The sequence below is a fragment of the Candidatus Corynebacterium faecigallinarum genome, assembly GCF_052264515.1.
GTDB lineage: Bacteria > Actinomycetota > Actinomycetes > Mycobacteriales > Mycobacteriaceae > Corynebacterium > Corynebacterium faecigallinarum.
Genome location: NZ_JBQQOC010000001.1, coordinates 41,117 through 62,262, shown reverse-complemented (window position 1 = coordinate 62,262; position 21,146 = coordinate 41,117). Strand labels below are relative to the sequence as shown.

Here is a 21,146-nt window from a genome sequence, read left to right as displayed (position 1 = left end):
CCTTGGTCTCTCATGGGCCCGACCCGGCTTGTCGCCGCTTGTGGCGGACACTGACAGCGGGTGCAGGGGGTCTGTCTCGATCAGGCAACACTAACCCACCGGAATGTCCGTGCACTAATCGAACATCCGCACGATACGCTGCGGAAATACCGGCGTAATCCCGTGGAAACATATGCCCCCGGATGGTGTGACGTACCATGACAACCATGACTCGACAGCCGCTGATTGCCCCCTCCATCCTCGCCTCCGATTTCGCCCGTCTCGCCGAGAGCATCGACCGTGTCCCCGGGGCGGACTGGTTGCACATCGACGTGATGGACGGCCACTTCGTGCCGAACCTGAGCTTCGGGCTGCCGGTGGCGAATGCCGTCAAGGGGGTCTCGGAGAAGTTCCTCGACGTCCACCTGATGATCGAGGACCCGGCACGCTGGGCGCCGGACTACGCCGCCTTCGGCAATGTGACCTTTCACCTCGAGGCCGTCGAGGACAGGGGGGACGCCGGGGTGGCCGCGGCAGTGGAGCTCGCCGCGACCCTGCGTGAGGCCGGTACCCGCGCCGGTGTGAGTGTGAAGCCGGGGACTCCGGTCGAGCCGCTGCTGGACCACCTCGAGGCTTTTGACCTGGTTCTGGTGATGAGCGTGGAGCCCGGTTTCGGCGGACAGTCCTTCATGCCGGAGGTGCTCGACAAGGTCCGTGCGTTGCGCGCCCGGATCGACGCGGACGGCCTGGACACCTTGGTCGAGATCGACGGCGGTATCGGGCCGGACACGACCGCGGTCTCCGCCGAGGCCGGGGTTGACGTCTACGTCGCCGGCTCCAGCGTCTTCGGTGCCGCTGACCCGGAGGCCCGCGTCACGGAGCTCCGGGAGCTCGCCGGTGGAGCTTAGCCCGGAGATTCGGGATGCCGTGGCGGCCGCCGATGCGGCCGGCCATGCGGTGAAGGGGTCCACCAGCCCGAACCCTCCGGTCGGTGCGGTGATCCTGGACGCCGAAGGAAACATCGTGGGTACCGGCGGGACGCGTCCGGCCGGGGGAGCACATGCCGAGGTGGTCGCCCTGGCCGAGGCCGGCGAGTGCGCGGCCGGGGGTACGGCGGTGGTGACGCTGGAGCCCTGCAACCACACCGGACGTACCGGCCCGTGTTCCCACGCGCTCGTCGAGGCCGGGGTCGACCGGGTGGTCTTCGTATTCGCCGATCCCGGAGAGCAGGCCGGCGGCGGGGCGGGATACCTGCGCGACCACGGGGTCGAGGTTACCGGGCCGCTGATCGCCGAGGAGACAGACCTGACCGGGGTGCCGGAGTTCAGTGTCGAGGCATGGTTGACCGCCCAGCGGCTGGGACGTCCGCGGGTGACGATCAAGTACGCAGGGACGCTGGACGGTTTCGCCGCGGCCACCGACGGGGCCTCCCAGTGGATCACCGGGGAGAAGGCACGGGCCCGGGTTCATCTGGACCGGTCGCGGCGCGATGCCATCCTCATCGGTACCGGCACATTGGTCGCGGATAACCCGCGTCTGACTGCACGGCGCCCGGACGGGTCATTGAGCGACCACCAGCCGCTGCGGGTGGTGGTCGGGCAGACCCCGGTGCCGGAGGATGCGGCCGTGCGTCCGGCGCTGCATCTGGCTGAACGTGATGTCACGGTGGTGTTGCAGGAGTTGTGGTCCCGCGGCGTGGTGGACGTGCTTGTCGAAGGTGGGCCGCGGTTGACCGCCGCGTTCCTGGCGGCCGGCGTGGTGGATTCGGTGCACAGTTACATCGCCCCGGCGCTACTGGGTGCAGGGGTTCCGACAGTGGACCAGCGCAGCGGAATGGCCAGCACGATGGCAGACATCACCCGACAGGTGTTGAGGGAGACCCGCCCCCTCGGAAGTGATATTTTCATCAATTCAACCCGGCGGCTTCCGAACCGGGCGACGTAGCCTAGACTCTTATTCCATGTTCACCGGAATTGTTGAGGAGATCGGCTCGATCGGCGCCGTCGAGCGCACACCGGATGCCGAACGCATCAGAGTCAGCTGCCGCACCGTCGTCTCCGACGCGGTCCACGGTGCCTCCATCGCCGTCAACGGCGTCTGCCTGACCGTCACTGAGTGTGATGTGTCAGGGGACGAGCCGGGCTTCTGGGCCGATGTCATGAAGGTCACCCTCGACTACACCGCGCTGGGAGATGCCGTCGTCGGTACCCCGGTCAACCTGGAGCGTGCCACCCCGGCCGGCGGACGACTCGGCGGACACATCGTACAGGGTCACGTGGACGGCACCGCCGTCCTGCAGTCGCGCACCGCGGGCACCGAGTGGGAGGTCTTCCGGTTCGTCCTCGAGGATCCCGCCCTGGCCCGCTATGTCGCCAAGAAGGGGAGTATCGCCGTCAACGGCACCTCCTTGACCGTGGCCGAGGTCGGGGGTCCGGAGGTGGCCTGGTTCGAGGTCTCGTTGATCCCGACCACGCTGACCGAGACCGTGCTGGGCACCCTGGCCGTCGGCGACCGGGTCAACATCGAGTGCGATGTGCTGGCCAAGTACGTCGAACGCCTTGCAGCAGCAGACTCCGCACCCACCGCAGCAGAGGAGAAGGAACAGTGAGCAACGGTAACGGAGCAGAGCAGCCGCAGCGGACCTCGCTGCTGGACCCGGTGGAGGACGCCATTGCCGACATCGCCGCCGGCAAGCCGGTCGTGGTCGTCGACGACGAGGACCGGGAGAACGAGGGCGACATCATCTTCGCCGCCGCCAAGGCCACCCCGGAGGTCGTCGCCTTCACCGTGCGGCACTCCTCGGGCTACATCTGTGCTGCGGTACCCGACAGTGAGGCCGACCGTCTGGGCCTGCCGCCGATGGTCGCCCGCAACGAGGACGTCCGCGGCACCGCCTACACGGTCACCGTCGACGCCGCCGAGGGCATCACCACCGGCATCAGCGCCCACGACCGTGCCCACACCCTGCGCCTGCTCGCCGATCCGGAATCCACCCGGGAGAGCTTCCACCGGCCCGGCCACGTCGTACCGCTGCGCGCCCGCCGCGGTGGGGTGCTGGAGCGCGGTGGACACACCGAGGCCTCCGTCGACCTGGCACGCGCCGCCGGGCTGCCTGCCGCCGGCGTGCTCTGCGAGGTCGTCTCCGAGGAGGACCCTTCGGGCATGGCACGTCTGCCGGAGTTGCGCCGCTTCTGCGACACCCACGGACTGTCGCTGATCTCCATCGAGCAGCTCGCCGACTGGCGTCGCGTCCACACCCCGGTGGTCACCCGTAACGTCGAGTCACGGCTGCCCACCCGCCACGGCGACTTCCACGTCGTGGGCTACACCGGCCTGATCGACGGGGTCGAGCACATCGCCCTGGTCGCCGGTGACGTCGCCGACGACGACGGGCAGGACGTCCTGGTGCGGGTGCACTCCGAGTGTCTGACCGGGGACATCTTCGGCTCCCGACGCTGCGACTGCGGCGAACAGCTCTCCACCTCCCTCGACCTCATCGCCGAGGCTGGCCGCGGAGTACTGGTGTACCTGCGTGGCCAGGAGGGACGCGGGATCGGCCTGGTGCCGAAGCTGCGGGCCTACAACCTGCAGGACGAGGGGCTGGACACCGTCGACGCCAACACCGCCCAGGGACTGCCGGTCGACACCCGCGAGTACAGCGCGGCCGCCCAGATCCTCACCGACCTGGGGGTGAACTCCGTGGCGCTGATGTCCAATAACCCGGAGAAGCGGCTCGGCCTGGAACGCCACGGCATCCCCGTCGTCCGGCGGATCCCCGTGGAACTGCCGTCGAACCCGGAGAACGAGGCCTACCTCCGGACCAAGCGCGACCGGATGGGCCACCAGCTCGACTCCCTGAGCGTCCCGAACTGAGCGTCCTGACCTGAAGACCAACCACCACTGAGGAGCGTCCCATGCCCGCCGAAGGACTCGCCGACATCACCATCACCCCGGGTTCCGGGGCCGGACTGCGCATCGCCGTGGTCTCGGCGTCCTGGAACCCGGAGATCACCGACCGGCTCCACGAGCACGCCGTGGCCGCCCTGACCGAGGCCGGTGTGCTCGTCTCACAGTGGCGCGTCGCCGGGGCGGTGGAACTGCCCGTCGTCGCCGCCGAGGCGGCGAGGACCTTCGACGCCGTGGTCGCCAACGGCTGCGTGATCCGGGGCGCGACCGCCCACTTCGACCACGTCTGCAATGCGGTGACCTACGGCCTGACCCGGGTGTCACTGGACTCCGGCAAGCCGGTCGGCAACGGTGTGCTCACCGTGGAGAACCACCAGCAGGCCGTCGACCGTTCCGGTGCCCCGGGCGCAGTGGAGGACAAGGGTCGCGACGCGGCCAACGCCGCCCTGCATACCCTGCTGGTGCTCAAGGACGTCCGCTCGCGCGGGTGACCGTCACCGTTTAACTCCCCGGGGGTCAGGGAGGTAGGCTGGGTACCCGTGAGCAGCTCTGAATCGGTCACCGACACCACCTCGACGACAACCCGCACCTCCGCCGACAACGGCGAATGGTTGCTGACCGTCACCTCGCCCACGCTGAAGCGGTGGGCGTGGGGCGGTGCGTTGGTCGTGCTGCTGGTGCACATCTTCATGGCGGTCGTCTCCGCCATCGGTGACACCGGTGTTGCCGTCACCGCCGTCGACCAGTTGTCCTTTCTCGGACTGGGCCTGATCTTCTCCAGCTGCATCCTGTGCCTGCTGCGTCCGCGCGTGCGGGTCAACGAGGCCGGGGTGGAGGTCCGCAACATCTTCGGCGCCCAGTTCTACCGCTGGAGCATCATCCACGGTCTCTCCTTCCCCCGCAACGCCCGCTGGGCACGCCTGGAACTCCCGGACTTCGAGTTCGTCCCCATGATGGCCTTCCAGCTCGCCGACAAGGCGACCATCGCCCGCAAGGTCGAGGACTTCCGGGTGCTCGAGGACCGCTACATGCCCGCCGAATAACCTGACTGCACCTCACGTATCCCCGAGACCCACGCCCATGGCTGATCCAGCGAGTTACCGTCCCGCCCCCGGTTCGATCCCGACGAACCCGGGGGTCTACACGTTCCGCGACGCCGATGACCGGGTGCTCTACGTCGGCAAGGCGAAGAACCTGCGGGCCCGACTGTCGAACTACTTCCAGGATCCCGCGCACCTGGAGCCCCGGATCCGCACCATGGTCCACACCGCCGATCACGTGCAGTGGACGGTGGTCGGCAGCGAGCTCGAGGCGCTGAACCTCGAGTACACCTGGATCAAGAAGTTCGCCCCCCGGTTCAACGTCATGTACCGGGACGACAAGACCTACCCGATGCTCGCGGTCAGCGTGAAAGAGCAGTTCCCGCGTGCATTCCTGTACCGGGGGCCGCGCAAGAAGGGCGTGCGCTATTTCGGTCCGTACCCCAAGGCCTGGGCGATCCGCGACACCCTGGAATCGCTGACCCGTGTTTTCCCGGTGCGCACCTGTACCGCCGGTGTGTACCGCCGGCATGAACAGCTGGGACGCCCCTGCCTACTGGGGTACATCGACCGCTGTTCTGCCCCCTGTGTCGGTCGGGTCAGCCCGTCAGAACACATGGAACTCGTCGACGGGCTGTGCTCTTTCCTCGCGGGGGGCAACACCGAGCGGGTGATGCGCGAGGTCCGTCACGACATGCAGTCTGCCGCCGAGAACCTCGATTTCGAGCGCGCCGCCTCGCTGCGCGACCAGCTCGGCGCGATGGAGAAGGCGATGGAGAAGCAGGCGGTGGTGTTCTCCGACGACACCGACGCCGATGTCGTTGCCGTCGACAGCGATGATCTGGAGGCCGCCGTCCAGATCTTCCACGTCCGTGGTGGACGCATCCGTGGTCAGCGCGGGTGGGTGGTCGAACGGCAGGCGTCCAGTGAGGACGGCAGCGGTGACAGCAGTGCCAGTGGCAGCAGTGCCAGTGGCAGTGCCGCTTTGTCCGTCCTGCTCGAGGATTTCCTCACCCAGTTCTACGGAGACACCGCCGCCCTCGACAGCGCCACCGAATCCGCCGTCGGCGGCAACTCCAGGGCCACCGACGGGGTCACCCTGGAACCGGTACCCCGGGAGATCCTCGTCCCCGAACTGCCCGCCGACGCCCCCCGACTCACCGAATGGCTCGAGGACCTCCGCGGCGGCAAGGTCCGGCTGCGGGTGCCCCAACGTGGCGACAAGAAGGCACTGATGGACACCGCCACCGCGAATGCGTCCCAGGCGCTGGCCCAGCACAAGATCGCCCGCGCCGGTGACCTCACCACCCGGTCAGCCGCACTGCGCGACCTTCAGGAGGCGCTGTGGATGGAGGATTCCCCGCTGCGGATAGAATGCACCGACATCTCGCATATCCAGGGCACCGACGTCGTCGCCAGCCTGGTCGTCTTCGAGGACGGGCTGCCCAGGAAGTCCGACTACCGGCGATACCGCATCCGCGAGGCAGCCGGGGACGGTCACTCCGACGACGTCGCCTCGATCGCCGAGGTCGTACGTCGCCGGTTCCGCCGTCACGGACAGGACCGCCTGGTAGTCCCCGCCGGGGATGACGGGGGAGACCTGCTCGACGGTGAAGTCACCGTGGAACAGGCCGAGGCGTCCTCCAAGAAGTTCGCCTACCCGCCGCAGCTGTTCATCGTCGACGGTGGCAAACCCCAGGTCAATGCGGCACAGGAGGTGCTCGATGAGCTCGGGGTCACCGATGTCACCCTCGTCGGCGTGGCCAAGCGACTGGAGGAGCTGTGGGTCCCCGGCGACGAGTACCCGGTGATCCTGCCCCGCAACTCCCAGGCGCTGTACCTCATCCAGCAGATCCGCGACGAGGCCCACCGCTTCGCCATCACCTTCCACCGGGCCGGCCGCGGTAGACGCATGACCCGCTCCGCCCTCGACGACGTCCGGGGCCTGGGACCGACCCGTCGCGCCCAACTGGTCAAGGCATTCGGATCGGTCGCCAAGGTCCGCGAGGCCGGGGTGGAGGGGATCGCCGAACTGCCAGGATTCGGCCTGACTCTGGCCGAGGCCGTGATGCAGGCGCTGACCCCGCAGGAGCCGGACCAGGGATCCGGCTGATGATTCCGGCTAGACTCGGGCGGTATGACAACCCCTGACAATCCGCGCGATTCCCAGCTGGAGGCGTCGCTGGTCCTGATCACCGGCATGTCCGGTGCCGGGCGCAAGGAAGCGGCCACGGTCCTCGAGGAAATGGGGTGGTATGTCGCCGACAACCTGCCCCCGGAACTGATCATGCGGATGGTCGAGCTCAGCTTCGAGTCCGACTCTCCGGTGGAACGGCTCGCCGTGGTCACCGACGTCCGCTCCCGGGATTTCGTCGGGTCGCTGACCGACGTGCTCACCAGCCTGCACGATTCCGGTCGACAGCCCTTCGTGCTCTACCTCGACGCCGACGACCGCACCCTGATCCGCCGCTACGGGCAGCTTCGCCGCGTCCACCCCCTGCAGGGCGATGAGACGCTGCAGGCCGGCATCGACCGGGAACGTGAATCCATGGAAGGCATCCGGCAGCGTGCGGACGTGGTCATCGACACCACCGGCACCAGTGTCCACGACCTGCGGCGCACCCTGGAGGGCTACTTCGCCGCCATCAGTGACCGACGGGAACACATCACCGTGCAGTCCTTCGGCTTCAAGCACGGTACCCCGCGGGACATCGACCTGCTGTTGGACGCCCGGTTCCTGCCCAACCCCTACTGGGAACCAGAACTGCGCGACTCCAGCGGCCTGGATGCCCCGGTGGCTGACTTCGTGCTCTCCCGGCCGGAGGCGTCCGACTACCTTGACGGGGTCGTCCGGCTGCTCTCCACCGCCTTGCCCGGCTACCGGCGGGAAGGCAAACACTTCATCACCGTGGCGGTGGGGTGCACCGGTGGCCAGCACCGGAGTCCGGCGCTGGTCGAGGCGCTGGCCGAGCGGTTGCGCGGCCTGTCCGAGCTCGACGTGCGGACCATGCACCGTGACCTGGTCAGGGGGGAGTCGTCATGACCGAGTACACCCCCGAGTACACACCTGAGGACCCCACCGAACACATCCCCGAGCGCTCCGACGGACACCCGTTGCAGAAGATCACCTCCCTCGGCGGCGGCCACGGCCTGTTCGCCACGCTCCGTGCTGCCCGCGAGGCCGCCGACTACGTCAGCGCGGTGGTCACCGTCGCCGACGACGGCGGGTCGTCCGGACGCATGCGTCGCGAACTCGGCTCCCTTCCCCCGGGAGACCTGCGCATGGCGCTGGCCGCCCTGGTCCGTGACTCACCACGCGGTCATCTGTGGGAGACGACCCTGCAGCACCGGTTCTCCGGGCACGGTGCACTCGCCGGCCATGCTGTCGGCAACCTCGTCCTCACCGGTCTCACCGAGGTGATGGGCTCCAGCATCGCCGCCCTCGATGAACTGGGGAGGCTGCTCGGTGTGCAGGGGCGGGTGCTGCCGATGTCCCCGGAACCGCTCGACCTGGAGGCCGAGGTGCAGGGGCTCGGCGACGATCCGCGCGAAGTCAACGCCGTGCGTGGTCAGGTCGCTGTCGCCTCGACCCTCGGGCAGGTCCGTCGGGTGCGGCTGATCCCGCAGAATCCGGAGGCCTCCCCGGAGGCGGTCGAGGCCATCCTCGATGCCGACATGGTGACCCTGGGGCCCGGTTCCTGGTTCTCCTCGGTGATTCCGCACCTGCTGATGCCCGGTATCGTCGAGGCACTGCAGGAGACCACGGCCACCCGTGTGGTGATCATGAACCTCGTCGCCGAACCTGGGGAGACCAGTGGTTTCTCCATGGAACGCCACATCCACATGCTGCTGCAGCACTGCCCGAGCCTGAGGATGGACGTGGTGGTGGTCGACACCTCGACCCTGCTGCCCGGCAGTGAACGCCGTCACCTCGAACGCGCCGCCGAACGGCTCGGTGCCGAGGTGGTCTACCGCAACGTCCGGCAGGACGATGACCGGGGCCGTTGGACCGACCGGCACTCCTCGGAGAAGTTGGCGGACGTTCTGCGCGAACTGGCTACCTGGGAGGCGGTAGGATCAACGGGATCCACCAGCGGCCTAGAGGAAGGGAGCGGCAGCCACAGTGGCACTGACAGCTGAGGTGAAGGACGAACTGGCACGGGTCTCGGTGACCCGTCCGGAGGAGATGACCGCCGAGATCGCCGGACTGCTGCGCTACAGCGCCGGTCTCCACCTGGTCGCCGGACGCATCGTCGTCGAGGCCGAGGTCGACAGCGGGGCGACCGCACGCCGGGTCTCGCAGGCCGTCGAGGAGCTCTTCGAACTCACCGCCGAGATGCAGGTCGTCGGGGGAGGGAACCTGCGCACCTCCGCCCGGTACGTCCTGCGTTGGACCGAGGGCGGCACCGACCTGGCCCGGCGTACCGGCCTGATCGACCGTGCCGGACGTCCGGTGCGGGGCCTACCACCCTTCATCATCGGCGGTACCGCAGACCAGTGCGTTGCCGCGTGGCGCGGTGCCTTCCTGGCGCGCGGCTCGCTCACCGAGCCGGGGCGGTCCTCGGCACTGGAGGTCACCACCCCAGGCAATGAGGCCGCTCTGGCGTTGGTGGGGGCGGCCCGCCGCATCGGTGTCACCGCCAAGAGCAAGGAGACCCGCGGGGTGATGCGTGTGGTCATCCGCGATGGTGAGACCATTGGCGACCTCCTCACCCGGATGGGGGCGCACCGCACCAAGCTGCAGTGGGAGGAGCAGCGCATGCGCCGCGAGGTGCGGGCCACCGCCAACCGGCTGGCCAACTTCGATGACGCCAACCTGCGACGTTCGGCACGGGCTGCGGTGGTCGCGGCAGCGCGCGTCGCCCGGGCCCTGGACATTCTCGGCGAGGATGTTCCCGACCACCTCGTGCAGGCCGGGACGCTTCGTGTCCAGCACAAGCAGGCCTCGCTGGAGGAACTCGGTAAGCTCGCCGATCCGCCGATGACCAAGGATGCGGTGGCCGGCCGGGTGCGCCGCCTGCTGACGATGGCGGACCGTCGGGCAACCGAACTCGGCATCCCGGACACCAGCGCCGCGGTCACCGACGAGATCTTCGACATCGACGACGAGCCGGAGAACTGATCCGGTAGCTGACTGTTGCTGTCCGGCACCGTCCGGGATCCCCCGGACGGGAAATTACGTCCGGCGACGGCGGTGCAGCCTCTGTAGTCTGGGTAACTGGAAATACCACCCAAGCAACTCGACCACAGGAGCACCACCGTGACCGTACGAGTAGGAATCAACGGATTCGGCCGCATCGGCCGTAACTTCTTCCGGGCAGTGCGCGAAAGCAGTGCCGACCTCGAGATCGTGGCTTTCAACGATCTCACCGACAACAAGACCCTCGCCAACCTCCTGAAGTACGATTCGATCCTCGGTCGGCTGGATGCCGAGGTCAGCTACGACGATGAGTCGATCACCGTCGACGGCAAGCGCATGGCAGTCACCGCCGAGCGTGAGCCGAAGAACCTCAAGTGGGGCGACCACGGGGTGGACATCGTCATCGAGTCCACCGGCCTGTTCCGCGATGCTGAGTCCGTGCAGCCTCACCTGGACAACGGAGCGAAGAAGGTCATCATCTCCGCTCCGGCCAAGGGCGAGGACGCCACCTTCGTCGTCGGTGTCAACCACACCGACTACGACCCGGAGAACCACCACATCATCTCAAATGCGTCCTGCACCACGAACTGCCTGGCTCCGCTGGCCAAGGTGCTCGACGAAGAGTTCGGTATCGTCCGCGGCCTGATGACCACCATCCACGCCTACACCGGCGACCAGCGCCTCCACGATGCACCTCACAAGGATCTGCGCCGTGCCCGGGCGGCGGCACTGAACATCGTTCCTACCTCCACCGGTGCGGCCAAGGCCGTCTCCCTGGTCCTGCCGCAGCTCGCCGGAAAGCTCGACGGATTCGCCATGCGCGTGCCGGTGCCCACCGGTTCGGTCACCGACCTGACCATCGAGGCCGGCTCCGACGTCTCCGTCGAGGCAGTCAACGCAGCGGTCAAGAAGGCCGCCGAGGGCGAGCTGGCCGGCATCCTGTCGTACTCCGACGGCGAGCCGCTGGTCTCCACCGACATCGTCGGCGACCCCCACTCGTCCATCTTCGACTCGGGGCTGACTAAGGTCATCGGTAACCAGGTGAAGGTCGTTGCCTGGTACGACAACGAGTGGGGCTACACCCGTCGCCTCATTGACCTCGCTGAATACGTTGGGGAGCGCCTCTGATGACTGTCCGGACCATCGACAACCTGATTGACGACGGCGTCGAGGGACGTCACGTACTCGTACGTGCCGACCTCAACGTCCCACTGGCCGACGGTGAGATCACCGATCCCGGCCGTATCGACGCCTCCGTCCCCACGCTGCGCCGGCTCATCGACGCCGGTGCCCGCGTGATCGTCAGCGCCCACCTGGGACGTCCGAAGGGTGAGCCGAACCCGGACTTCTCGCTCGCCCCGGTCGCCGAGGCCCTGGCCGAGCGGCTGGACCAGTGGGTTCCGCTGGCCGCCGACGTCACAGGTGAGGATGCCCACGAGCGGGCCAACGGCCTCAACGACGGTGACATCCTGCTGCTGGAGAACGTGCGTTTCGACGCCCGCGAGACCTCCAAGGACGAGACCGAACGCGCTGCCTTCGCCGCCGAGCTCGCCGCCCTGACCGGCGACGACGGCGCGTTCGTCTCCGACGGTTTCGGTGTCGTCCACCGTCGGCAGGCCTCCGTCTACGACGTCGCCGAACTGCTGCCGCACTACGCCGGTGGCCTGGTGCAGTCGGAGCTGGAGGTGCTCAAGACCGTCTCGGAGAACCCGGCACAGCCCTACGCCGTGGTTCTCGGTGGCTCGAAGGTCTCCGACAAGCTCGGGGTCATCGAGGCCCTGGCACCGAAGGTCGACACCCTGGTCATCGGAGGTGGCATGTGCTTCACCTTCCTCGCCGCCCAGGGCCACCAGGTCGGCACCTCGCTGCTGCAGGAGGACATGGTCGACACCTGCCGTGACCTGCTGGAGCGCTTCGGTGACGTGATCAGCCTGCCGGTCGACGTCATCGTCGCCCCGGAGTTCGCCGCCGACGCCCCGGCCACCACCGTGGCCGCCGACGCGATCCCGGCCGACCAGATGGGCCTGGACATCGGACCGGCATCCGTGGCGACCTTCGCCGCCGCGCTGTCGGCATCGAAGACAGTCTTCTGGAACGGTCCGATGGGTGTCTTCGAGTTCCCGGCCTTCGCCGAGGGGACCCGTGGTGTGGCCGAGGCGATCATCGCCGCGACCTCCGACGGTGCCTTCTCCGTCGTCGGAGGCGGCGACTCCGCCGCCGCCGTGCGCACCCTGGGCCTGGACGAGGCCGGCTTCAGTCACATCTCCACCGGCGGTGGAGCCTCGCTGGAGTTCCTCGAGGGCAAGGAACTGCCCGGTATCACCGTGCTCGAGAAGTAGCACACCCGAGAAGTAACCTGCCCGAGAACTGAAAGGCCCGGTCCAATGACCCGCACCCCGCTCATCGCCGGCAACTGGAAGATGAACCTGAACCACCTGGAGGCCATCCAGGTGGTGCAGAAGTTCGCCTTCGCCCTGCCGAAGGACTACTACGACCACGTGGACGTCGCGTTCATCCCGCCGTTCACCGATATCCGCAGCGTCCAGACCATCGTCGATGGCGAGAAAGTCCCGCTGACCTACGGTGCCCAGGACGTCTCCGTCCACGCAAAGGGTGCCTACACCGGCGAGGTGTCCGCGTCGATGCTCGCCAAGCTGGGCTGCCGCTGGGTCGTCGTCGGTCACTCCGAGCGCCGTCAGTACCACCACGAGGACGACGCCACCGTGGCGGCGAAGGCGAAGGCCGCGCTGTCCGAGGGTATGTCGCCGATCGTCTGCGTGGGTGAGCCCCTGGAGGTCCGTCAGAAGGGCGGGCACGTCGACTACGTCGTCGCGCAGACCCGGAACTCCTTGGCAGGTCTCTCGGCGGGCGACCTCGCGTCCACCGTCATCGCGTATGAACCCGTGTGGGCGATCGGCACCGGCGAAGTCGCCTCCGCCGGTGACGCCCAGGAGGTGTGCCAGGCGATCCGCGGACTCGTCCGCGAACTCGCCGACGACGGCACCGCCGACGGTATGCGCATCCTCTACGGCGGGTCGGTGAAGACCGACTCGGTCGGCGAGATCGTCAGCCAGCCCGACGTCGACGGAGGGCTGGTCGGTGGGGCCAGTCTCGACGGCGAGGACTTCGCCCGACTGTGTGCCGCGGCAGCGAAGGCGGGTCGCTGAGCCAGCGAATGTGGGCTACTGCGGGCACAATGGGGTCATGACTCCACACACACCGCAGTCACCACAGCGGGCGGATTCCGCCCCTCAGACCGTCCCCGGCACCGCGATCCCCGCGGTTGCCCCGGACACCGAGACCCCGGAGATCATTCCCGGACTTCGCCAGGAGGTGCGCTACCTCGGCGCCATCCTCGGTGACATCATCCGGGACCAGGAGGGGGAGGAGGTCTTCTCGGTCGTCGAGGAGACCCGCCGGGCCGCCTTCGCGATTCGTGACGGGGACGGGGACCCTGCCGCCCTGGAGTCACTGGCCGACCGGCTGCACGACCTTCCCGCAGCGACGGCACTCCCGGTGATCCGGGCCTTCTCACACTTCAGTCTGCTGGCGAACCTCGCCGAGGACCTCCACGAGGAACGTCTCCGGGACCGTCGGGCCGATGATGGCGTGGCCCCGCCGGCCGACACCCTCGACTCGGCATGGACCGCACTGTCCGATGCCTCGGTGACCTCCCGACAGGTCGCCGAGGTCGTCGCGAAGGCCCAGGTTGCCCCGGTGCTTACCGCCCACCCGACGGAGACCCGTCGCCGCACGGTCTTCGACGTGCAGTGGGACATCACCCGACTGATGCGCAGCCGCGGACGCATCCTCAACAGTGGACGCACCGCACGCAGCGACGAACGTCTGGCCAGCATCGACACCGACATCCGCCGCCGGGTGTCGATCCTGTGGCAGACCGCGCTGATCCGCTCGGTGCGCCCCCGTATCGAGGACGAGATCAACGTGGGGCTGCGCTACTTCACCATCAGCCTGCTGCAGGAGATTCCGGCGATCAACCGCCGGGTCACCGTGGCACTACGCGACCGCTATGGACAGGACGTCCCGGCCACGCCGACGGTGCGTCCCGGCAGCTGGATCGGCGGCGACCACGACGGCAACCCCTTCGTCACCGGGCAGACCGTCACCTACGCCACAGCGCGGGCCGCCCAGACCGTCTTCGACTGGTACCTGGGCCAGCTCGGGAAGCTGGAGCACGAGCTGAGCTTGTCCGTCCGGCTCACCCACGTCACCGAGGATCTCGCGGAGCTGGCCGACCGGGGCAGGAACGACGTCCCCTCCAGGGTCGACGAACCCTACCGCCGGGCCGTCCACGGTATCCGGGGACGCGTCGCCGCCACCGCGGCATCCCGCCTGAGTGAGCAGGTCGAGGTCGCACAGGATCAGACCCTGTCCCGTGGCCACCAGCCCTACACCGACAGCACCGAACTGCTGGCCGACCTGGAGACCATCGACGCTTCACTGCGCGCCAGCGCCGACGACATCATCGCCGACCACCGGCTAGGCGACCTCATCGCCGCGACGCAGACCTTCGGGTTTCACCTCAGTAGCCTGGATCTGCGACAGAACTCGGAGAGCTTCGAGTCGGTGCTGAGCGAACTCTTCACCAGGGCCGGAGTCACCGACGACTACACGGCGCTCACCGAAGAGGAGCGGGTGGCGTTGCTCACCGCCGAGCTGCGTTCGCCGCGTCCCCTCAGCGACCCCCGTGCCACCTGGAGCGAGGTTACCGAGCGCGAACTGGGGATCTTCCGGGCGGCCGCGGATGCCGTGGAGCGTTTCGGCCCGGACGCCGTCCCGCACTGCATCATATCGATGGCGTCATCGGTGTCGGACATTCTGGAGCCGATGATCCTGCTCAAGGAGGTGGGGCTGGTCACCGCCGACGATGGCCGCATCAGCGGCAGCGTCGACGTGATCCCGCTGTTCGAGACGATCGAGGACCTGGCCGCCGGTGCGGACGTGATGCGGGAGGTGCTGTCCCTCGAGCTCTACCGCGACTACGTCCGCAACCGTGGCGAGGTCCAGGAAGTCATGCTGGGATACTCCGACTCGAACAAGGACGGTGGCTACCTGGCGGCGAACTGGGGACTGTACGACGCCGAGATCGCCCTGGTCGCCGCAGCCTCCGACGCCGGTGTCGGACTGCGGTTGTTCCACGGCCGTGGCGGCACGGTCGGACGCGGCGGCGGGCCCAGTCACGAGGCGATCCTCGCCCAGCCTGAAGGCGCGGTGCAGGGTAGCGTGCGGATCACCGAGCAGGGCGAGATCATCTCCGCCAAGTACGGTGTGCCCTCGGTGGCCCGACGCAACCTCGAGTCCCTGGTGTCGGCGACCCTGGAGGCCAGCCTGTTGCCGGTCGACCGGATCGACGATCCGGAGCGGGCCTACGCCACCATGCGCGAACTCGCGGAACTGTCCCGTCTAACCTATGCCCGGCTGATGCACGACGACCACGGGTTCATCGACTACTTCACCAGTTCCACCCCGCTGGAGGAGATCGGCAACCTGAACATCGGTTCCCGGCCCAGTTCCCGCAAGCAGACCAGCAGCATCTCCGACCTGCGCGCCATCCCGTGGGTGCTGTCCTGGTCCCAGTCGCGGATCATGTTGCCCGGCTGGTTCGGGGTGGGCAGTGCGGTGCGTCAGTGGATCGACGGAGGTGACTCTGCCGATTCTGCCGCACGTCTGGACTACCTCCGGCAGTTGTACCGGCGCTGGCCCTTCTTCCGCTCGGTGCTGTCGAACATGGCCCAGGTCATGGCGAAGACCGACCTGTCGGTGGCTCACCTGTACTCGGCACTGGTGCCGGACCGGGAGGACGCCGACCGGATCTTCGAGATGATCTCCGGGGAGTTCACCCTCACCGTGGAGATGTACCTGCAGATCACCGAACAGGACACCCTGGTCGACGACAACCCCGAGCTCGCCCTGTCGGTGCGCAACAGGTTCCCGTACCTCCTGCCGTTGAACCTGCTGCAACTCTCCCTGCTGCGGCGGTACCGCGACGGCGATCGCAGCGAGGATGTCCTCGACGGTATCCGACTGACGATGAACGGCCTGGCCACCGGCCTGCGGAACTCCGGATAAGCTTCCGGGCCGACACCGGCAGGTTAGTGCTGCATCGGTGGGCCCTCGTGGGCTATGATGGGGGAGTTTCCGAAAGGGCTGAATTGTCAGAGTTGTTCCTGCCCTCCCCGACACGACGTTAGGCACTTACCGACATGGTTCTCACCCTCCAGATCGTTCTGGTGGTCACCAGCCTCATCATGGGACTGTCCGTCCTGCTGCACAAGGGCAAGGGCGGCGGCCTGTCCAGCCTCTTCGGTGGCGGCATGCAGTCGAGTCTGTCCGGCTCCACCGTGGTCGAGAAGAACCTGGACCGGCTGACGGTGATCACCGCGGTGATCTGGATCGCCGCCATCATCGGGCTGAACCTGGCCGTCCACTACGCCCAGGTCTAGTAGGAGCCCGTACGTACCGCCCTGTACGAGTATCGCGGCACAGCAGAAGGGCCCGGCAATCTGCCGGGCCCTTGGCGCATGTCGGAGACGGGTTCCTAGCGAGGATCGGCCCCGGCGTCGACGTGCAGGACCGTCTCGGAAGTACCGCACACCGCAGCCGCCGGCCACTGGGCCGGATCATCGCCGCTGACCACATGGTCGGCGGCGTCCTTTTTTGCAGCTCCACACACCAGCAGCCAGACCCGCTGGGCGGAGTTCACCGCTGCCAGAGTCAGGGACACGCGTTCGGCCGGAGGCTTGGGGCACCCGCGCACGGCGACGACGGTGGTCCCGTCAGCGGGGGAGAGCTCCGGGGTGTGGGGGAACAGTGAGTTGATGTGTCCCTCCGGCCCCATCCCCAACAGGTGCAGGTCGAAACCCTCGGGGGCGTACTCGCCGAGCACGGTGGCGTAGTCGGATGCCGCGGTGTCCAACTCCGGGCCGTCCGGGGACTCCGCGTCGGTGGGTGCCGCCACCCGGTGCACATGCTGTGCCGGGATGCCGACATGTTCCAACAGCTCGGTGTCAGCCAGGCCGTCGTTGCGGGCCACTGCACCGGTCGTCCCGACCGGGACGAAACGCTCGTCGCCGAAGAAGACGTGAACCTTCGACCAGTCGATGGCGGTGACCGGGAAGGACTCCGCGGTCTGCCGTGCGGCAAGGTCCAGGGCGGCCAGGGCACGCAGTACGGCGCCGCCGGCCCCACCGCCGGTGAGGACGATCCGGGCGAAGCCGTCGTCGGTCACCCCACCGCGGCGCTGAACCTCGGCGATGACCTCGACGATGTCACGGGCCACCCCCTCGGCCAAGGTGTCCTGGTCAGGCCAGGCGGTCACGGACACGGAACGGGTGGTCATCGGCGACTCTCCTGGGACGACATCGGCAAGGGGGAACTCATCGAATCCTTCGGGGTACGCACCCGGGGAAGACCATGCAGGGCATCACCGAAGGCACGGTCGGGTTCTAGGTAACGCAGTTCCTCGGCGAGACAGTCACCGACCGGGCGGCGGGACAGGTTGACCACTGTATCGGTGCCGATTCCGGTGCTGACCCGGGCCGAGTGGTGGTCGAGGATCTCCAGGACCACTTCGCCGTCGTCGAGGGTGATCACGGTGCGGCGCACCGGTGCGGTCGGCTGACCGTCGTCGTCGACGGGGATGGTGGGGGAACCGTCGGCGCAGCGGGACACCGGGACGTTCAGCCGGTGGGCGAGCCAGCCGGCGGCGATGTCGACCGCCGGGTCATCGGCGGGGCCGTCGACCTCGGCGGAGACGATCGTCGCCCCGGGTCGCTGGTCCAGGGCGCTGGACAGCAGTCCACGCCACGGGGTGATCCGGCTCCACACCAGGTCGGAGTCACCGCGGCTGTAGCCGATGCGGCGACGGAAGATCGCCTCGGCACCGCGTCCGGCGGTGGCGTCGGCGAGACTGTCGGTGATCCGGCGGGTGGCCAGTGCACCGAGGGCGTCGGCGGCGGGGTTGCGGGGCGAGGTGAACGGCCACCACACCACCACCGGGGTGTCCGGCAGCAGCAGCGGCATGACCGCATTGTCGGCATGGTCGGCCAGTGCACCGTGCAACCGCATGAGGATCATCTCCGAGGCGCCGGCGTCGCCACCCAGGTGGATCGCGGCATCCATGCTCACCTCGGTGGTGGAGCGGTCGTGCACCACGAAGATCACCCGGGCAGGGTGCTCGCGCGAGGCCTCCACGGTCGCGGCGACGACAGCGTCGAGGTCCTCTTCGGAACGCATGGACACGATGAGGGTCAGCACCCGGCCGGTGGCCACCTCGCCGCGCTGTTCACGCAGCCGGTGTAGTTCACGCCCCAGAGCCCGTGTCGTCGTGGTGCCGAGGTTCCGGACCACGGCCTGGTCGCCGGTACTGGTGTCGGTGAAGGTCGCGGCGGACATCAGGGTCGCCTCCATTTCCTGCTGTGGCGGGTCAGCATCCGGTCGGCGCCGAACGGTCCCCAGGTGCCGGACTCGTAGTCCTCCGGCCGTCCGGACTGTGACCAGTAGTTCAGGATCGGGTCGAGGATGCGCCAGGACTCCTCGACCTCCTCGTTGGTGGGGAACAGGCTGGCCTCGTCGAGCAGGGCGTCGAGGATGAGCCGCTCATAGGCCTCCGGGGACTGCTCGGTGAAGGCCTCGGAGTAGGAGAAGTCCATGTTGACGTCACGGACGTCCATCGCCGAGCCAGGCACCTTGGATCCGAAGCGCAGCAGCACACCCTCATCCGGCTGCACCCGGATGACCAGCACGTTGGAGTCCTGTGCCTCGGTCTGGTCCCGGGCGAAGGACTGGTGCGGGGCGTCCTTGAACACCAGCGCGATCTCGGTGACACGTCGGCCGAGCCGCTTGCCGGTACGCAGGTAGAACGGCACCCCGGCCCAGCGCCGGGAATTGATCTCGAAGGTGGCAGCAGCATAGGTCTCGGTGGTGGATGTCGGTTCGAAACCATCCTCCTCGCGCAGTCCGGGGACGAACTCCGAGCCCTGCCAACCGGCGGTGTACTGGCCACGGGCGGTGGTCTGGGCGAACGGGCCGACCGGCCGGGTGGCCTTGAGCACCTTGAGTTTCTCGGACTTGAGTTCATCCGGGGCGAAGGTCACCGGCTCCTCCATCGCCACCAGGGCCAGCAACTGGAGCAGGTGGTTCTGCATCACGTCGCGGGCGGCACCGATGCCGTCGTAGTAGCCGGCGCGTCCGCCCAGGCCGATGTCCTCGGCCATGGTGATCTGGACGTGGTCGATCAGCTGGGAGTTGAACAAGGGCTCGAACATCTGGTTGGCGAAACGCAGCACCAGGATGTTCTGTACGGTCTCCTTGCCCAGGTAGTGGTCGATTCGGAACACCGAGGACTCCGGGAAGACCGCGTTGACGGTTCGGTTGAGCTCCGCGGCGGACTCCTCGTCGTGGCCGAAGGGCTTTTCGATGACCACCCGCTTCCAGCCCTGGGAGCTGTCGGCGAGCCCGGAGCGCTGCAGCTGGTTGCACACGTCGGAGAAGTACTGCGGCGGGACTGAAAGATAGTAGGCCCAGTTGCCGGCGGTACCGCGTTCGGCGTCCATCCGGCGGGTCATCGCCGCCAGGTCGTCGAAGGCGGCATCGGTGACGAAGTCACCCTTGACGAACTGGATGCCGGCGGCGAGCTGGTTCCACACCGACTCACGCCACGGGGTGCGGACCCGTTCACGGACGGCATCGAGCACCTCGGCCTCGAAGTCCTCCTTGGTCCAGTCACGACGGCCGTATCCGATGAGGCTGAAACCCGGGGGGAGCAGGCCACGGTTGGCCAGGTCGTAAACGGCGGGAAGCAACTTACGCCGCGCAAGGTCGCCGGTGACACCGAAGATCACCAGACCGGACGGCCCGGCAATGCGCGGGACGCGTCGGTCTGCGGAGTCCCGCAGCGGGTTCACCGAGGTCACAGGCGCTCGCCGATGGCGTCGAGGAGATCCTGCCAGGAGCTGACGAACTTCTCGACTCCCTCGCGCTCCAGCACGGCGAAGACGTCCGACAGGTCGATGCCGACGTCCTCGAGTGCGGCGAAGACCTCATGGGACGCATCCCCGGTCCCGGTGAGCGTGTCGCCGGTGATCTTCGCGTGGTCGACGGTGGCGTCCAGGGTGTCCTGGGGCATGGTGTTCACCGTGTGCGGGCCGGCCAGTTCGGTGACGTACAGGGTGTCCGGGTACTCCGGGTTCTTCACACCGGTGGACGCCCACAGCGGACGCTGGACGTTACCGCCGCGGGTGGCGAGGTCCTGCCAACGGGAGTCACCGAGCAGGTCCTCGCCGAAGGCGGCGTAGGCCAGGCGTGCATTGGCGACACCGGCCTTGCCCCGCAGGGTCAGGGCGGCGTCCCCACCGGATTCCTCGAGGCGACGGTCGATCTCCGAGTCGACGCGGGAGACGAAGAAGCTGGCGACCGAGTGGATGGTGGAGATGTCCAGTCCGTTGTCCGCGGCGCGTGCGACACCCTCGATGAAGGCGGCGATGACCTCGCGGTAGCGCTCGACGCTGAAGATCAGGGTGACGTTGACGCTGATGCCGGCGGCGAGCACCTCGGTGATTGCGGGCAGGCAGGCGGTGGTCGCCGGGATCTTGATCATCACGTTCTCCCGGCCGACCTCCTCACGCAGCTGCTTGGCCTGGGCGATGGTGGCCGCCGGGTCCTCGGCCAGCCGCGGGTCGACCTCGATCGACACCCGCCCGTCGACACCGGCGGAAGCCGCGTAGGTGTCGGCGAAGGCGTCGCAGGCGTCGCGGACGTCGTCGACGGCCATGGCGAAGACGGCGGTGGAGGCGTCCGACCCGGACTGCGACAGGGTGGCCAGCCGGGTGTCGTAGGCGGTGCTGGACGTCATGGCCTTGGCGAAGATCGCCGGGTTGGTGGTGACCCCGGCGATGCCGGTGTCCGCGATGAGACCGGCGAGGTTTCCGGAGGTCAGACGGTCGCGGGAGAGATCGTCCAGCCAGACGGAGGTACCGGTGGTGGCGAGTTCAGAGACGTTGTTCACGATGGTGTTCGACCAACTTTCTGCTCAAGACGTACGGGAGAAGGGATGCGGGAGA

19 protein-coding genes are annotated in these 21,146 nt (G+C 68.0%); 15 read left to right on the top strand and 4 right to left on the bottom strand.

The window, feature by feature from the left end; translation table 11 throughout:
* Positions 1–206: 206 nt before the first annotated feature.
* From rpe to secG, 15 genes are all read left to right on the top strand, one after another.
* On the top strand, positions 207–887 hold the full coding sequence (rpe, locus tag ACTXPP_RS00280; protein ID WP_301495723.1) for a ribulose-phosphate 3-epimerase: 681 nt from the start codon (positions 207–209) through the stop codon (positions 885–887).
* Positions 877–1,923 (top strand): bifunctional diaminohydroxyphosphoribosylaminopyrimidine deaminase/5-amino-6-(5-phosphoribosylamino)uracil reductase RibD, encoded by a 1,047-nt coding sequence (gene ribD / locus ACTXPP_RS00275; RefSeq protein ID WP_301520515.1) that lies wholly within the window; start codon positions 877–879, stop codon positions 1,921–1,923. The genes rpe and ribD overlap by 11 nt, the downstream gene beginning before the upstream one ends.
* Before the next feature lie 16 nt (positions 1,924–1,939).
* On the top strand, positions 1,940–2,587 hold the full coding sequence (locus tag ACTXPP_RS00270) for a riboflavin synthase (RefSeq protein WP_301495719.1): 648 nt from the start codon (positions 1,940–1,942) through the stop codon (positions 2,585–2,587).
* Positions 2,584–3,852, top strand: a complete 1,269-nt coding sequence (locus tag ACTXPP_RS00265; RefSeq protein ID WP_443340396.1) for a bifunctional 3,4-dihydroxy-2-butanone-4-phosphate synthase/GTP cyclohydrolase II — start codon at positions 2,584–2,586, stop codon at positions 3,850–3,852. Before ACTXPP_RS00270 ends, ACTXPP_RS00265 begins: the two co-directional genes overlap by 4 nt.
* Positions 3,853–3,893: 41 nt before the next feature.
* Positions 3,894–4,376, top strand: coding sequence for a 6,7-dimethyl-8-ribityllumazine synthase (ribH, locus tag ACTXPP_RS00260; protein WP_301495717.1), 483 nt, complete (start codon positions 3,894–3,896; stop codon positions 4,374–4,376).
* A 48-nt stretch (positions 4,377–4,424) separates the two neighbouring features.
* Entirely contained in the window at positions 4,425–4,928 is a 504-nt protein-coding gene (locus ACTXPP_RS00255; RefSeq protein ID WP_443340394.1) for a PH domain-containing protein, read from the top strand.
* Positions 4,929–4,965: 37 nt separating this feature from the next.
* Positions 4,966–7,038, top strand: a complete 2,073-nt coding sequence (gene uvrC / locus ACTXPP_RS00250) for an excinuclease ABC subunit UvrC (protein ID WP_443340393.1) — start codon at positions 4,966–4,968, stop codon at positions 7,036–7,038.
* A 24-nt stretch (positions 7,039–7,062) separates the two neighbouring features.
* On the top strand, positions 7,063–7,968 hold the full coding sequence (gene rapZ, locus ACTXPP_RS00245; RefSeq protein ID WP_301497591.1) for an RNase adapter RapZ: 906 nt from the start codon (positions 7,063–7,065) through the stop codon (positions 7,966–7,968).
* Positions 7,965–9,065 (top strand): gluconeogenesis factor YvcK family protein, encoded by a 1,101-nt coding sequence (locus tag ACTXPP_RS00240; RefSeq protein ID WP_443340392.1) that lies wholly within the window; start codon positions 7,965–7,967, stop codon positions 9,063–9,065. The genes rapZ and ACTXPP_RS00240 overlap by 4 nt, the downstream gene beginning before the upstream one ends.
* Entirely contained in the window at positions 9,049–10,047 is a 999-nt protein-coding gene (whiA, locus tag ACTXPP_RS00235) for a DNA-binding protein WhiA (RefSeq protein WP_443340391.1), read from the top strand. The genes ACTXPP_RS00240 and whiA overlap by 17 nt, the downstream gene beginning before the upstream one ends.
* 138 nt (positions 10,048–10,185) lie before the next feature.
* Positions 10,186–11,193 (top strand): type I glyceraldehyde-3-phosphate dehydrogenase, encoded by a 1,008-nt coding sequence (gene gap, locus ACTXPP_RS00230; protein ID WP_443340390.1) that lies wholly within the window; start codon positions 10,186–10,188, stop codon positions 11,191–11,193.
* Positions 11,193–12,404: a phosphoglycerate kinase gene (locus ACTXPP_RS00225; protein WP_443340389.1), complete on the top strand. Its 1,212-nt coding sequence runs from the start codon at positions 11,193–11,195 to the stop codon at positions 12,402–12,404. The genes gap and ACTXPP_RS00225 overlap by 1 nt, the downstream gene beginning before the upstream one ends.
* 45 nt (positions 12,405–12,449) lie before the next feature.
* Positions 12,450–13,232, top strand: a complete 783-nt coding sequence (gene tpiA, locus ACTXPP_RS00220; RefSeq protein WP_443340388.1) for a triose-phosphate isomerase — start codon at positions 12,450–12,452, stop codon at positions 13,230–13,232.
* A gap of 37 nt (positions 13,233–13,269) precedes the next feature.
* Positions 13,270–16,155, top strand: coding sequence for a phosphoenolpyruvate carboxylase (gene ppc / locus ACTXPP_RS00215; protein ID WP_443340387.1), 2,886 nt, complete (start codon positions 13,270–13,272; stop codon positions 16,153–16,155).
* 134 nt (positions 16,156–16,289) lie between these two features.
* The gene (gene secG, locus ACTXPP_RS00210) at positions 16,290–16,529 is read left to right on the top strand and encodes a preprotein translocase subunit SecG (protein WP_301495636.1); all 240 of its coding nucleotides are present in this window, start codon (positions 16,290–16,292) and stop codon (positions 16,527–16,529) included.
* Between the two features lie 95 nt (positions 16,530–16,624).
* Here the strand turns inward: secG and pgl are convergent, their stop codons facing one another.
* Genes pgl through tal form a run of 4 tightly spaced genes read right to left on the bottom strand, consistent with a single transcriptional unit; the run spans position 16,625 to position 21,091 of the window.
* The gene (pgl, locus tag ACTXPP_RS00205; protein WP_301495638.1) at positions 16,625–17,425 is read right to left on the bottom strand and encodes a 6-phosphogluconolactonase; all 801 of its coding nucleotides are present in this window, start codon (positions 17,423–17,425) and stop codon (positions 16,625–16,627) included.
* Positions 17,422–18,480 carry a glucose-6-phosphate dehydrogenase assembly protein OpcA gene (locus ACTXPP_RS00200; RefSeq protein WP_301495640.1) on the bottom strand — a complete coding sequence of 353 codons (1,059 nt, stop codon included), beginning with the start codon at positions 18,478–18,480 and terminating at the stop codon, positions 17,422–17,424. Before ACTXPP_RS00200 ends, pgl begins: the two co-directional genes overlap by 4 nt.
* On the bottom strand, positions 18,480–20,000 hold the full coding sequence (gene zwf, locus ACTXPP_RS00195; protein WP_301495641.1) for a glucose-6-phosphate dehydrogenase: 1,521 nt from the start codon (positions 19,998–20,000) through the stop codon (positions 18,480–18,482). Before zwf ends, ACTXPP_RS00200 begins: the two co-directional genes overlap by 1 nt.
* Positions 19,997–21,091 (bottom strand): transaldolase, encoded by a 1,095-nt coding sequence (gene tal / locus ACTXPP_RS00190; protein WP_301495643.1) that lies wholly within the window; start codon positions 21,089–21,091, stop codon positions 19,997–19,999. Before tal ends, zwf begins: the two co-directional genes overlap by 4 nt.
* Between the last annotated feature and the right edge of the window lie 55 nt (positions 21,092–21,146).

Coding starts and splice junctions, on each gene's coding strand:
- ppc (WP_443340387.1), top strand. CDS start 13,270: ATGACTCCACACACACCGCAGTCACCACAGCGGGCGGATTCCGCCCCT.
- ribH (WP_301495717.1), top strand. CDS start 3,894: ATGCCCGCCGAAGGACTCGCCGACATCACCATCACCCCGGGTTCCGGG.
- ACTXPP_RS00270 (WP_301495719.1), top strand. CDS start 1,940: ATGTTCACCGGAATTGTTGAGGAGATCGGCTCGATCGGCGCCGTCGAG.
- rapZ (WP_301497591.1), top strand. CDS start 7,063: ATGACAACCCCTGACAATCCGCGCGATTCCCAGCTGGAGGCGTCGCTG.
- pgl (WP_301495638.1), bottom strand. CDS start 17,425: ATGACCACCCGTTCCGTGTCCGTGACCGCCTGGCCTGACCAGGACACC.
- secG (WP_301495636.1), top strand. CDS start 16,290: ATGGTTCTCACCCTCCAGATCGTTCTGGTGGTCACCAGCCTCATCATG.
- rpe (WP_301495723.1), top strand. CDS start 207: ATGACTCGACAGCCGCTGATTGCCCCCTCCATCCTCGCCTCCGATTTC.
- tpiA (WP_443340388.1), top strand. CDS start 12,450: ATGACCCGCACCCCGCTCATCGCCGGCAACTGGAAGATGAACCTGAAC.
- ACTXPP_RS00200 (WP_301495640.1), bottom strand. CDS start 18,480: ATGTCCGCCGCGACCTTCACCGACACCAGTACCGGCGACCAGGCCGTG.
- ACTXPP_RS00240 (WP_443340392.1), top strand. CDS start 7,965: ATGACCGAGTACACCCCCGAGTACACACCTGAGGACCCCACCGAACAC.
- uvrC (WP_443340393.1), top strand. CDS start 4,966: ATGGCTGATCCAGCGAGTTACCGTCCCGCCCCCGGTTCGATCCCGACG.
- ACTXPP_RS00225 (WP_443340389.1), top strand. CDS start 11,193: ATGACTGTCCGGACCATCGACAACCTGATTGACGACGGCGTCGAGGGA.